Source organism: Pseudomonas sp. GG8 (assembly GCF_052976945.1).
In genome coordinates, this window is record NZ_JBRIIP010000001.1 from 884221 (window position 1) to 896448 (window position 12228).

12 protein-coding genes are annotated in these 12228 nt (G+C 58.7%); 5 read left to right on the forward strand and 7 right to left on the reverse strand.

Annotated features, from left to right (window positions below):
* The first annotated feature begins 3 nt into the window (after nt 1-3).
* The 4 genes from ACVBEG_RS04365 to ACVBEG_RS04380 all read left to right on the forward strand — a co-directional run bounded on the left by ACVBEG_RS04365 (nt 4) and on the right by ACVBEG_RS04380 (nt 3252).
* Complete coding sequence (locus tag ACVBEG_RS04365; RefSeq protein WP_447107410.1) at nt 4-1281, forward strand: CynX/NimT family MFS transporter; 1278 nt, start codon at nt 4-6, stop codon at nt 1279-1281.
* A gap of 111 nt (nt 1282-1392) precedes the next feature.
* On the forward strand, nt 1393-1863 hold the full coding sequence (locus ACVBEG_RS04370; RefSeq protein ID WP_447108441.1) for a nuclear transport factor 2 family protein: 471 nt from the start codon (nt 1393-1395) through the stop codon (nt 1861-1863).
* Between the two features lie 51 nt (nt 1864-1914).
* Complete coding sequence (locus ACVBEG_RS04375; protein WP_407074564.1) at nt 1915-2235, forward strand: GIY-YIG nuclease family protein; 321 nt, start codon at nt 1915-1917, stop codon at nt 2233-2235.
* An 84-nt stretch (nt 2236-2319) separates the two neighbouring features.
* Nucleotides 2320-3252 (forward strand): glutathione S-transferase family protein, encoded by a 933-nt coding sequence (locus ACVBEG_RS04380; protein WP_322215171.1) that lies wholly within the window; start codon nt 2320-2322, stop codon nt 3250-3252.
* Nucleotides 3253-3290: 38 nt separating this feature from the next.
* Here ACVBEG_RS04380 and ACVBEG_RS04385 read toward each other — a convergent pair whose 3' ends face one another.
* Both ACVBEG_RS04385 and yejK read right to left on the reverse strand, forming a co-directional pair.
* A complete protein-coding gene (locus ACVBEG_RS04385) occupies nt 3291-3641 on the reverse strand; it encodes a glutaredoxin family protein (RefSeq protein ID WP_322178033.1) in 351 nt (116 codons plus the stop codon).
* Between the two features lie 22 nt (nt 3642-3663).
* A complete protein-coding gene (yejK, locus tag ACVBEG_RS04390) occupies nt 3664-4665 on the reverse strand; it encodes a nucleoid-associated protein YejK (RefSeq protein ID WP_219060934.1) in 1002 nt (333 codons plus the stop codon).
* Nucleotides 4666-5081: 416 nt separating this feature from the next.
* Between yejK and ACVBEG_RS04395 the strand changes: the two genes are divergently transcribed.
* Nucleotides 5082-5363, forward strand: coding sequence for an HU family DNA-binding protein (locus ACVBEG_RS04395; protein ID WP_219060935.1), 282 nt, complete (start codon nt 5082-5084; stop codon nt 5361-5363).
* Between the two features lie 106 nt (nt 5364-5469).
* Here the strand turns inward: ACVBEG_RS04395 and rlmF are convergent, their stop codons facing one another.
* The 5 genes from rlmF to ACVBEG_RS04420 all read right to left on the reverse strand — a co-directional run bounded on the left by rlmF (nt 5470) and on the right by ACVBEG_RS04420 (nt 12068).
* Nucleotides 5470-6471 carry a 23S rRNA (adenine(1618)-N(6))-methyltransferase RlmF gene (gene rlmF, locus ACVBEG_RS04400; RefSeq protein WP_322178034.1) on the reverse strand — a complete coding sequence of 334 codons (1002 nt, stop codon included), beginning with the start codon at nt 6469-6471 and terminating at the stop codon, nt 5470-5472.
* A gap of 177 nt (nt 6472-6648) precedes the next feature.
* A complete protein-coding gene (locus ACVBEG_RS04405; RefSeq protein WP_219060937.1) occupies nt 6649-9495 on the reverse strand; it encodes a valine--tRNA ligase in 2847 nt (948 codons plus the stop codon).
* Between the two features lie 161 nt (nt 9496-9656).
* On the reverse strand, nt 9657-10085 hold the full coding sequence (locus ACVBEG_RS04410) for a DNA polymerase III subunit chi (protein WP_322178035.1): 429 nt from the start codon (nt 10083-10085) through the stop codon (nt 9657-9659).
* A 7-nt stretch (nt 10086-10092) separates the two neighbouring features.
* Nucleotides 10093-10521, reverse strand: coding sequence for a DNA polymerase III subunit chi (locus tag ACVBEG_RS04415; RefSeq protein ID WP_322178036.1), 429 nt, complete (start codon nt 10519-10521; stop codon nt 10093-10095).
* A gap of 56 nt (nt 10522-10577) precedes the next feature.
* On the reverse strand, nt 10578-12068 hold the full coding sequence (locus ACVBEG_RS04420; RefSeq protein WP_322178037.1) for a leucyl aminopeptidase: 1491 nt from the start codon (nt 12066-12068) through the stop codon (nt 10578-10580).
* Nucleotides 12069-12228: the final 160 nt, after the last annotated feature.

The window sequence follows — 12228 nt, forward strand, 5'->3', positions numbered from 1 at the left end:
CAAATGACGACTAAGGCGCCTCAGGCGAGCACAGGCCCCCGTGACATCAATGAACTGCTGATCGATGCCGAAGCTGACGATGAGCAGGTGCAGCAACATAATCCGGTACTAATACGTCCCTGGCTGTTGTTACTGGGGCTGGTATTGGTCGCCTTGAACCTGCGTCCGGCGTTGTCGAGCATGGCGCCGATGCTCAGCGACGTCTCGAAAAGCCTGGGCCTGTCGGCGGCTAAAGCCGGATTACTGACTACGTTGCCCGTGCTGTGTCTGGGATTGTTCGCGCCGCTGGCGCCGATTCTGGCGCGGCGTTTTGGCAGCGAGCGGGTGGTATTGGGCATTTTGCTGACGCTGGCGGGCGGGATCATTCTGCGCAGTTCATTCGGTGAAACGGGGCTGTTTGCAGGCAGTATTCTGGCCGGGGCGAGCATCGGCATCATCGGTGTGTTGCTGCCGGGGATCGTTAAACGGGATTTCGCCAAACAGGCCGGGACCATGACGGGCGTCTACACCATGGCCTTGTGTCTGGGCGCAGCGATGGCTGCCGGCTCGACCGTTCCGTTAAGCCAGTATTTCGACAACAGTTGGGCGACGGGCCTTGGTTTCTGGATCATTCCAGCAATGCTCGCGGCTGTGTTCTGGTTACCCCAGACACGTCAGGAGCATGGTCTGCACCGAGTCGCCTACCGTGTGCGTGGATTGCTGCGTGATCGACTGGCATGGCAAGTCACCCTTTATATGGGCCTGCAATCATCGCTGGCATACATCGTGTTTGGTTGGTTGCCATCGATTCTGATCAGCCGTGGTCTGTCCCCGACCCAAGCGGGTCTGGTGTTGTCCGGTTCGATCATGGTGCAACTGATCAGTGCCCTGACTGCGCCTTGGCTGGCGACACGCGGCAAGGACCAGCGGCTGGCGATTTTGGTGGTGATGCTGCTGACGCTCGGCGGTTTGTTCGGTTGCCTCTATGGGCCGCTCGACGGTCTGTGGGGTTGGGCAATTGTTTTGGGCCTGGGGCAGGGCGGGACCTTCAGCCTTGCGCTGACCCTGATCGTGTTGCGCTCACGGGATTCACATGTCGCGGCCAACCTGTCGAGCATGGCTCAAGGCTTCGGTTATACCCTCGCTTCTCTGGGGCCGTTCGCGGTGGGTATCGTTCATGACTTGACCGGTGGCTGGAATACCGTTGGCTGGATTTTCGCTGTTGTCGGTCTGGCCGCGATCGTTTTCGGGCTGGGCGCCGGGCGTGCGTTGTACGTACAGGTCCACAGCGAGAAAGTCTGAGCGACGGTATTCTCGTCGCGAATGCAGATAGTCAGGGCATGGGTTGCAGGCTTATCGTGCAGGCATCTTTCGTGAGCCATGGAACCGGACTGTATGAGCGAAGCAACACGCCTGAGTGATGCCAACAACGCAGTGATCACGGAGTTTTACCAAGCGTTCAACCGGCTGGACGCGGAGGCTATGAGCGCCTGCTACACCGAGGACGTTCTGTTCAGTGATCCTGTGTTTGGCGAGCTGCGCGGACGGCAAGCCGGTGACATGTGGCGCATGCTGACCTCGCGGGCCAAAGACTTTTCCGTGGTCTTCGATAACGTCCGTGCGGACGAGCGTACCGGCGGCGCACATTGGGTCGCGACTTACCTGTTCAGTCAGACGGGCAATACGGTGGTCAATGATATCCAGGCGCGCTTTGTGTTTCGCGACGGCAAGATCTGCGAACACCACGACCATTTCGACCTGTGGCGCTGGTCGCGTCAGGCCTTGGGCACCAAAGGCTTGTTATTGGGCTGGACGCCGTTTGTGCAGAACGCGATTCGGGCCCAGGCGCAGAAAGGCCTGAAAGCTTTCCAGGCCGGGCGCTGACGCTCTGCTAAGATCGTTCACTCGCTCTAACTGCCTGCGTTCATGACCACCATGCAAGAAGCTTCCCTGACACCGGCCGACGATGCGCTGGTGACGATCAATGCCAGCAAGCCCTGGTTCGTCTATCTGGTGCGTGCAGCCAACGGTTCGTTGTACTGCGGCATCAGTGATGATCCCCAGCGCCGTTTTGCCGCCCATCAAAGTGGCAAGGGTGCGCGGTTCTTCTATTCCAGCCCGGCGGTCGCGCTGGTCTACACCGAAGCCTGCTGTGATAAGCGTGAAGCCTTGCGTCAGGAACGCTTGATCAAACAACTGAAAAAAAGCGCCAAGGAAGCCTTGGTGTTGAGTGCAGTTGTTAATCCATCGGCGTGATGAGCGGTTATCAAGCTGACCGGGTAGGCTCGCAGGACTCAGGCAGGTAAGCTGCTGACTTTCCATCTGAAGGGCGGACCGAACATGACAGAGCTGATCCTGCACCATTACCCAGCCTCGCCGTTTTCCGAAAAGGCCCGTTTGATCCTGGGCTTCAAAGGGCTGTCGTGGCGCTCGGTGATGATTTCACCCGTCATGCCCAAGCCTGACCTGACCGCATTGACCGGGGGGTATCGCAAGACGCCGGTGCTGCAAGTGGGGGCCGATATCTATTGCGACACGGCCTTGATGGCTCGCCGTCTGGAACAGCAGAAAGCCTCACCCACGTTTTTCCCCGAAGGCCAGGAATTCACCGTGGCAAGTTTCGCTGCCTGGTCCGATTCGATCATGTTCCAGCATGCCGTGAGCCTGGTGTTCCAGCCAGAATCTATCGCCCTGCGTTTTGCCAAAGCACCGCCGGAGGCGGTCAAAGCCTTCATCGCCGACCGTACCGAGTTGTTCAGTGGCGGCACCGCATCACGCCTGACGCTGGAGCAGGCAAAGCATCAATGGCCGACCCTGATATCCCGGCTGGAGCTGCAACTGGAGCGCAATGGTGACTTCCTGTTCGGTGAGGCCTCCATTGCCGACTTCTCCCTGGCCCACACCCTGTGGTTTCTCAAGCAGACCCCCGTCACCGCACCGTTTGTCGATGCCTACCCGGCGGTGTCGATGTGGTTGAATCGAGTGTTGGGTTTCGGTCACGGTGCGTTCAGCGACATGAGTGCCACAGACGCTTTGGAGATCGCTCGCAACGCTACGCCTGCAGCGCTGCCGGACGAGGTCTTTGAGGACCCGAACGGCTTCACCCCTGGCCAGAAAGTGGCCATCTCCGCCGTCGACTACGGCGTCGATCCGGTGGAAGGCGAGTTAGTCTTTGCGGGTCGTGAAGAGCTGATTCTGCGTCGCGAGGACGAGCGCGCGGGTGTGGTGCATGTGCACTTTCCGCGCTTTGGATTTCGGATCGAGGCGCGCTGAGCTGAGGGGCCTGCGCCTGCTTTCGGGCGCGGCTGACATCATTTCAGCGCTGCCAGGATCGCTTCCGGGCTGAATCCCCTGATCAACGTACCGTTCACGTCGATCAGCGGGATGCCGCGTCCACCCAGGGCTTCATAGGCCTTGCGCCCTTCGGCTGACTTCTCGATATCAAACTCTTTGTACGGGATGCCTTTGCTGTCGAGAAAACGTCGGGTCTTTTTGCAGTAGCCGCACCAGTCGGTGGCGTACAGCACGACGTTGGCCTGCGCTTGACGTTGGGTCGCGACTGTCGAGGACGGCGAGAACAGGTGCTCGATCTTGCCCCAGTTCTGGTAAGCCACAACCACCAGCATGATCAGCAGAAACTTTTTCAGCGTGCGCGTCAGCATCTGCCAGATCCCTGTTTAACCATCACCGGCGCTTCAACTGGTCAGTGAGTTGGGTGGGCAGACCTTTGATGATCAAGGTGCCAGCCTCTTCGTCGTACTCGATCTTGTCGCCCAGCAAATGGGCTTCGAAACTGATCGACAGGCCCTCTGCGCGGCCGGTGAAGCGACGGAACTGATTCAGGGTGCGCTTATCCGCCGGGATCTCCGGAGACAGGCCGTAGTCCTTGTTGCGGATGTGCTCATAGAATGCGCGTGGACGCTCTTCGTCGATCAGCCCTGAAAGCACTTCCAGGCCCATCGGCTCGCCGATCTTGCTTTGGCTGCTGGCGTAGTCGACCAGCGTCTTGGTTTTCTCGCGGGCGGACTCTTCCGGCAGATCTTCGCTCTCCACGAAGTCGCTGAAGGCCTTGAGCAGGGTGCGGGTTTCGCCGGGGCCATCGACACCTTCCTGGCAGCCGATGAAGTCACGGAAGTATTCCGAAACCTTTTTCCCGTTCTTGCCCTTGATGAAGGAAATGTACTGCTTGGACTGCTTGTTGTTCTGCCACTCGGAAATATTCACCCGTGCGGCCAGGTGCAATTGGCCCAGGTCCAGATGGCGCGACGGCGTCACGTCCAGTTCGGCATTCACCGCCACGCCTTCACTGTGGTGCAACAGGGCGATGGCCAGGTAGTCGGTCATGCCTTGTTGGTAGTGGGCGAACAAAACGTGACCACCGACCGAGAGGTTGGATTCTTCCATCAGCTTCTGCAGGTGCTCGACGGCAACCCGACTGAATGCGGTGAAATCCTTGCCGCCTTCCAGATATTCCTTCAACCAGCCGCTGAAAGGGTGCGCGCCGGATTCGGCATGGAAAAAGCCCCAGGCTTTGCCTTGTTTCGCGTTATAGCTCTCGTTGAGGTCGGCGAGCATGTGCTCGATGGCCTGGGACTCAGCGAGTTCGGAGTCGCGCGCATGCAGGACTGCTGGCGTACCGTCGGGTTTTTTGTCGATCAGGTGGACGATGCAATGACGGATCGGCATGGGCTTCTCGGCTGGGGTAAACGGATGATGAAGAGCTGCGTTGGAGCCCGCGCTCAATTCAAGGTCGGGCAGTGTAACGCACCTTGGGCACTGCCAGAACGCCTCGCAAGACACGGGTTTTGGCCTGAATCAGACGTTTGCCCTGTATTTTTCATGCTCTAACGCTCTAAAGCTGACCAAATGGGTAGGTAGGTGCGGATATTTGAGCGTCTCTGTGCTAGTTTTGCCCGGTCTTGCGCACTTGAAGGGCGCTAAGCATGCAGTTTGTAAGCGTCAGGTCGAACCAAAGCCCGGTTTCAGTATCTACATTTCGCGATTAATCGTGGCTGCTACTGGAGGGCCGGATTCATTGTCTGGCCCCGGGCCGATGCCGCATTCTGCAATCCACATGAATTTGATAGGGAAGGAACACCACCATGGCTCTGACTAAAGACCAATTGATCGCCGATATCGCTGAAGCTATCGACGCGCCAAAAACCACCGCGCGTAATGCTCTTGAGCAATTGGGCCAAATTGTTGCTGACCAACTGGAAAATGGCGCTGAAATCACTTTGCCTGGCATTGGTAAATTGAAAGTGACCGAGCGTCCAGCTCGCACTGGCCGTAACCCGTCGACGGGCGCTGCCATTGAAATCGCTGCCAAAAAAGTGATCAAGTTCGTACCTGCTAAAGGGTTGACCGATTCGGTTAACAAGTAAGCTGAAGCGGCCTTAAGGGCCGTTTTACTTGCTGTAAAAAAGCCGTGCTCCGGATCACTCCGGGCACGGCTTTTTCAGGCCTGCGGTAAACCCATCCAGCATGAACTCAGCTTTTGGCCGATGCCCAGCGCTCCAGGCGCCATGCTTGCTGCTGTGCTTTATCGAGGAAAGTCCAGGCAACGAAGCGGCTCTGCTTCTGGCCTTGGGACATTTCCACCACGTGGCTTTCCACAACTCCGGCTTTTTTCAGCGTGCTTTGAATCGAGGCCAGATTGGAGGCTTTCGACACCAGCGTACTGAACCAGAATACTTGCCGCGGTACTTGCTTGCTCTCATTGATCAGTTGCGTCACGAAGCCAATTTCGCCGCCTTCGCACCACAATTCCTGCGACTGCCCACCAAAGTTCAAGACCGGCAATTTGCGCTTGGGGTCAGCTTTGCCGAGGGCGCGCCATTTGCGTTGACTGCCGCGCTGCGCTTCGTCGATTGAGGCGTGGAACGGCGGGTTGCACACGCTCAGGTCGAAACGTTCGTCGCTGCGCAGCAGATCCAGAAGGATATGCGAGCGATTGCTTTGCAGGCGCAGGCTGATGGCTTTGCTCAGGCCATTGGACTTGACGATGGCAGTAGCGGCCGCAACAGCAGTCGGATCGATTTCCGAGCCGAGGAACTGCCAGCCATAGTCGCTGTGACCGATCAACGGATAGACGCAGTTGGCGCCCATGCCGATATCCAGTGCACGAATCGACGCCCCGCGCGGGATAACGCCATCGTTGCTGCTGGCCAACAGGTCAGCGATGAAGTGCAAGTAATCGGCACGCCCTGGAATCGGCGGGCAAAGATAGTCCGCCGGGATATCCCAGTGGGCAACGCCATAATAGGACTTGAGCAAGGCCCGGTTGAACACCCGCACGGCAGTCGGGTTGGCGAAGTCGATGCTTTCCTTGCCATAGGGATTGATGACCACGAATTCGGCCAGTTCCGGGCTGCTTTTGATCAACTGCGCAAAGTCGTAACGGCCTTGATGGCGGTTACGGGGATGCAGGGTCGCTTTTTCACGGGGCTCGGCGGGTTTGCTGGGTGCTTTAGGTGTGCGTGGAGCTGTCATGAGGAGTCAATTCTGTGGAGTGTAGGCGTAGCCCTGTAGGAGCTGCCGAAGGCTGCGATAAGGTTGAAACAACCTTCGCTTATTTAAGGTCACGACCGCTTCGCAGTCGATCGCAGCCTTCGGCAGCTCCTACAGGGTGCCACTGGCTCGCTTGCGAGCCAGTCTTACTTGTCGCCCTTACAAACTGGCGATCCGTGCGTGTTGCTCAGCCAGCTTGCCCAAAGCCTGTTCGGCTTCGGCCATTTTGGCGCGTTCTTTGGCGATGACTTCAGGTGGAGCCTTGTCGACGAAGGCGGCGTTGGACAGCTTGCCTCCGACGCGTTGCACTTCACCTTGCAGGCGCAGGATTTCCTTGTCCAGGCGCGCCAGCTCGGCGGCTTTGTCGATCAAGCCGGCCATCGGCACCAGCACTTCCATCTCGCCCACCAGCGCTGTGGCAGACAGCGGCGCTTCAACGCCCTCAGCCAACACGGTGATGGATTCGAGCTTGGCCAGTTTTTTCAACAGGTAGTCGTTTTCGGTCAGGCGACGCTGATCTTCGGCGCTGACGTTCTTGAGGAACAATTGCAGCGGCTTGCCTGGGCCGATGTTCATTTCCCCGCGAATGTTGCGGGTGCCGAGCATCAGGCCCTTGAGCCACTCGATATCGTCTTCGGCGGCCTGATCGATGCGTGCTTCGTTGGCCACTGGCCACGGTTGCAGCATGATCGTCTTGCCGCTCACGCCAGCCAGTGGCGCCAGGCGCTGCCAGATCTCTTCGGTGATGAAGGGCATGAACGGGTGAGCCAGACGCAAAGCGACTTCCAGTACCCGTACCAGCGTACGGCGGGTGCCGCGCTGACGCTCGACCGGTGCGGTTTCGTCCCACAATACCGGCTTGGACAGTTCCAGGTACCAGTCGCAATACTGGTTCCAGATGAACTCATACAATGCCTGTGCCGCGAGGTCGAAGCGGAACTGGTCGAGGTGTCGGGTCACTTCGCTTTCAGTGCGTTGCAGCTGGGAGATGATCCAGCGATCCGCCAGCGACAGCTCTACCGCTTCGCCGTTCTGGCCGCAGTCTTCACCCTTGTCCAGAACGTAGCGTGCGGCGTTCCAGATCTTGTTGCAGAAGTTGCGATAGCCTTCGACGCGGCCCATGTCGAACTTGATGTCGCGGCCGGTGGAGGCCAGCGAGCAGAACGTAAAGCGCAGGGCGTCGGTGCCATAGCTGGCGATACCGTCGGCGAACTCCTCACGGGTCTGCTTTTCGATTTTCTTCAGCAGTTTCGGCTGCATCAGCCCGGTGGTGCGCTTGGCGACCAGGTCTTCGAGTTCGATGCCGTCGATGATGTCCAGTGGGTCAAGGACGTTGCCCTTGGACTTGGACATCTTTTGACCCTGGCCGTCGCGTACCAGACCATGCACGTACACGGTCTTGAACGGAACCTGCGGCGTGCCGTCTTCGTTTTTCACCAAATGCATGGTCAGCATGATCATCCGGGCGACCCAGAAGAAAATGATGTCGAAGCCGGTAACCAGCACGTCGGTGGAGTGGAAGGTCTTGAGTGCTTCGGTTTTTTCCGGCCAACCCAAGGTCGAAAAGGTCCAAAGCCCGGAGCTGAACCATGTGTCGAGAACGTCGTTGTCCTGTTGCAGGGCGATGTCCGGGCCCAGGTTGTGCTTGGCGCGCACTTCGGCTTCGTCGCGGCCGACATAGACTTTGCCGGACTCGTCGTACCAGGCCGGGATGCGGTGGCCCCACCAGAGTTGACGGCTGATGCACCAGTCCTGGATGTCACGCATCCACGAGAAGTACATGTTTTCGTACTGCTTGGGCACGAAGGCGATGCGGCCATCTTCCACGGCGGCGATGGCCGGTTCGGCCAACGGCTTGGTGGAGACGTACCACTGATCGGTCAGCCACGGTTCGATAATGGTCCCGGAGCGGTCGCCCTTGGGCACTTTCAGCGCGTGGTCATCGACACTGACCAGCAAACCCATTTCATCGAGGGCGGCGACGATCTGCTTGCGCGCTTCGAAACGGTCGAGACCGGCGTAGGCTGCGGGCAGAGTGCCATCCACTTGATCGTTGAGTGTGCCGTCGATGTTGAACACCTGCGCGACAGGTAGCACGGCGGCGTTCTTGTCGAAGATGTTCAGCAGCGGCAGATTATGGCGCTTGCCGACTTCATAGTCGTTGAAGTCGTGGGCTGGTGTGATCTTCACGCAGCCGGTGCCGAATTCAGGATCGCAGTAATCATCAGCGATGATCGGGATACGACGGCCCACTAGTGGCAGTTCGACGAATTTGCCGATCAGGGCTTTATAGCGCTCGTCTTCCGGGTTAACCGCTACAGCGGCGTCGCCCAGCATGGTTTCCGGGCGCGTGGTGGCTACGACCAGATAATCCAGGCCGTCAGCGGTTTGAGCGCCGTCAGCCAGTGGATAACGCAGGTTCCACAAGTGACCTTTCTCGTCGTGGTTTTCCACTTCCAGATCGGAGATCGCCGTGTGCAGCTTGGTGTCCCAGTTGACCAGACGCTTGCCGCGATAGATCAAGCCGTCTTCATGCAGGCGCACGAAGGCTTCTTTGACGGCATCGGACAGGCCGTCGTCCATGGTGAAACGCTCGCGGTTCCAGTCCACGGATGAACCCAGACGGCGGATCTGCCGGCTGATGTTGCCACCTGACTGATCCTTCCATTCCCAGATTTTTTCGAGGAATTTTTCACGGCCGAGGTCGTGACGGCTCAGACCTTGAGCTTCGATCTGGCGCTCTACCAGCATCTGCGTGGCGATACCGGCGTGGTCGGTACCCGGCTGCCACAGGGTGTTGCGACCCTGCATGCGGCGGAAACGGATCAGGGCGTCCATGATCGCGTTATTGAAGCCGTGACCCATGTGCAGGCTGCCGGTGACGTTCGGCGGCGGGATCATGATGGTGTATGCGTCACCCGTGCCTTGCGGAGCGAAATAGTTCTCGGACTCCCAGGTTTGGTACCAGGAAGTTTCAATAGCGTGCGGCTGGTAGGTCTTATCCATGCGCGGCGGGACCCTAATAGGCATTAATTCAGGAAAGCCGACAAGTATAACGGGGATGAACAGCGGGGCGTAGAGCGAGGCGATCACCAGCGGGATAAAAATGCCGGTTCATGGAATGTGCAGGCGCGGGCAAGCCCGCTCCTGCAGGGGTAAGCAGTTGCTCAACCTTGATATTGACTCAGCAACCGTTCCATCCGCGCATCAAGGCGGCGTTTGATTTCGGTTTCTATGTGCGGGGCGAAGTCGTCGATAACATCTTGCATGATCAATTGCGCAGCGGCGCGCAATTCGCTTTCCAGGTGCAACAGGCGATCTGGATTGGCGCTGACGGGTTCGGGTTGTGTCGCCGGAGGTTCTGGCGTCAGGGTTGGAATGTCCGCCTCGTCGGCATCGGAGTCGGTGTCATCCGTGTCGGTGTGTGCAGTCGCCTGAGCGCCCACCACGTTGAACAGTAACGGAATCTGTACGTCGCTGGCGACCGAGTCGGTCAGCAACGGCGGTTGCAAGGAGTCATCGCCGAGTAATTGGCGGATCGACTCAAGGTCATCCAGTAGATGTGCGGAGTCTTTCAGGGGTTTTTGAGTATCCATCGTGTGCTCAGAGACGCTGTAATCGGTGATCTTGCAGAGGATAGCCCTGTTCACGATAGAAGCGGAAGCTCTCTCGTGCGGCCTGACGAATCGCAGGGTCTTCTACCACGACTTCCGCCACGCGGGCAAAACGCTTGAAAAAATCGGGGATGCGCAGGTCCAGATTGACCAGCAGATCCTGATGGTGCCCAGAGTCATCGCCCAAGCCTAAAACGACGGGTGCGTCCTGATCGTCTTCCGCAGCGCCATGGGGCACGAAGCTTTCGCCCTTGAAGCGCCACAGCCGGGCGTCGAGATCGTCGCGCTGGGCGGCATCGCTGCAATGGATGTACACCCGGTGGCCCAGGCGCCAGGCTTTTTCGCTGAGTTTGCAGGCGAAGTCCAGGCGTGCCAGCGGGTCAGCGCTGGGCAGGATATAAAAGTCGACTTGAGTCATGTCAGCTCCAGAGCGCAGGGCGTATCAGCCAAACGGCCGATACGCCCTTAAGCGTTTTATACGCCAGCGCGGTCGAGCAGGTATTGAGTCAGCAGCGGAACCGGGCGGCCAGTGGCGCCTTTTTCTTTACCGCCGCTCAGCCATGCAGTGCCCGCGATGTCCAAGTGGGCCCAGTTATAGGCTTTGGCAAAGCGTGACAGGAAACAGCCTGCGGTGATCGAGCCGCCTTTAGGGCCGCCAATGTTAGCAATGTCGGCGAACGGGCTGTCAAGTTGCTCTTGGTACTCCTCGAACAATGGCAATTGCCATGCGCGGTCGTCGGCCTTCTTGCCAGCGTCGAGCAGTTGTCCGATCAGCGCATCGTTGTTGCCCATCAGCCCGGAGGTGTGGCCGCCCAATGCGACGATGCAGGCGCCGGTCAGGGTGGCGATATCGATCACAGCTTGTGGGTTGAAGCGTTCGGCGTAGGTCAGGGTGTCGCACAGCACCAGACGGCCTTCGGCGTCGGTGTTGAGGATCTCGACGGTCTGACCGCTCATGGTGCTGACAATATCGCCCGGACGAGTGGCGTTGCCGCCTGGCATGTTCTCGGCGCAAGCCAGCAGGCACACCAGATTGATTGGCAGTTTCAGCTCAAGCACGGCGCGCAGGGTGCCGAATACACTGGCGGCACCGCACATGTCGTACTTCATTTCGTCCATGCCTGCGGCAGGCTTGATGCTGATGCCGCCGGTGTCGAAGGTGACGCCCTTGCCGACCAGAACATGCGGCTGGTCGCTCTTCTTGCCGCCCTGATAATTCATCACGATCAGGCGGGGCGGTTGTTCGCTGCCCTGAGCCACGGCCAGGAAAGCGCCCATGCCCAGTTCCTTGAGCTTCTTCTCGTCGAGGATGTCGACTTTGAGATGCTTGTGTTCCTTGCCCAACGCTTTCGCTTCTTCGGCCAGGTAGCTTGGGTGGCAGACGTTGGGCGGCAGATTGCCCAGGTCGCGGGTAAAGGCCATGCCTGTGGCGATGGCGGCGGCGTGAGTTGCGGCACGCTCGGTGTCAGCCAGTGCTGCCTTGCTGGTCAGCAAGGTGATTTTTTTCAGGGCGCGGGGCTCGGCTTTCTGGCTTTTGAAACGGTCGAACACATATTCGCCATCAGCCAGGGTCTCTACCAGCAGGCGCACTTTGCCGTAGGTGTCGCGACTCTTGACCGCAAGATCGCCGAGGGCAATGACCGCATCGCTGCCGCCCAGGCCTTTAAGCACGTTTAGCGCGCCGGTGACGACTTTGCGGAACTGACGATCAGACAATTCAGTTTCTTTGCCCACGCCGACCAACAGCACGCGTTCGGCTTTGAGGTTGGGCAGAGTGTGCAGCAACAGGCTTTGGCCGACTTTACCAGGCAGGTCGCCACGTTTGAGCGCCGCAGTAATCGCGCCGCCGCTGAGGGTATCGAGCTTTGTTGCTGCGTCGCTGAGGGTGCGGTCTTCAGTGACGGCGACCACCAGCGTAGCGGTTTTCAAAGTTTCTGGACTAACGCTCTTTACAACAAATTCCATGTCGGGGTCCCCGAATAAACTGTGAGTTTTCGTAGAATAAGTGACATGCGCGGCCACAGAGAGGTATCTCGAATCTGTGGCGCCTGCTACAAGGCCCGCAGTTTGACCCTGACGCACGGACCCTGACAACCCTTCGCGCGATACGTTTACATGCAGTCCT

Bases quoted from the DNA above. Each gene is read 5' to 3' on its own strand.
- ACVBEG_RS04365 (WP_447107410.1), top strand. From the start codon at position 4: ATGACGACTAAGGCGCCTCAGGCGAGCACAGGCCCCCGTGACATCAAT.
- ACVBEG_RS04375 (WP_407074564.1), top strand. From the start codon at position 1,915: ATGCAAGAAGCTTCCCTGACACCGGCCGACGATGCGCTGGTGACGATC.
- ACVBEG_RS04380 (WP_322215171.1), top strand. From the start codon at position 2,320: ATGACAGAGCTGATCCTGCACCATTACCCAGCCTCGCCGTTTTCCGAA.
- ACVBEG_RS04385 (WP_322178033.1), bottom strand. From the start codon at position 3,641: ATGCTGACGCGCACGCTGAAAAAGTTTCTGCTGATCATGCTGGTGGTT.
- yejK (WP_219060934.1), bottom strand. From the start codon at position 4,665: ATGCCGATCCGTCATTGCATCGTCCACCTGATCGACAAAAAACCCGAC.
- ACVBEG_RS04395 (WP_219060935.1), top strand. From the start codon at position 5,082: ATGGCTCTGACTAAAGACCAATTGATCGCCGATATCGCTGAAGCTATC.
- rlmF (WP_322178034.1), bottom strand. From the start codon at position 6,471: ATGACAGCTCCACGCACACCTAAAGCACCCAGCAAACCCGCCGAGCCC.
- ACVBEG_RS04405 (WP_219060937.1), bottom strand. From the start codon at position 9,495: ATGGATAAGACCTACCAGCCGCACGCTATTGAAACTTCCTGGTACCAA.
- ACVBEG_RS04410 (WP_322178035.1), bottom strand. From the start codon at position 10,085: ATGGATACTCAAAAACCCCTGAAAGACTCCGCACATCTACTGGATGAC.
- ACVBEG_RS04415 (WP_322178036.1), bottom strand. From the start codon at position 10,521: ATGACTCAAGTCGACTTTTATATCCTGCCCAGCGCTGACCCGCTGGCA.
- ACVBEG_RS04420 (WP_322178037.1), bottom strand. From the start codon at position 12,068: ATGGAATTTGTTGTAAAGAGCGTTAGTCCAGAAACTTTGAAAACCGCT.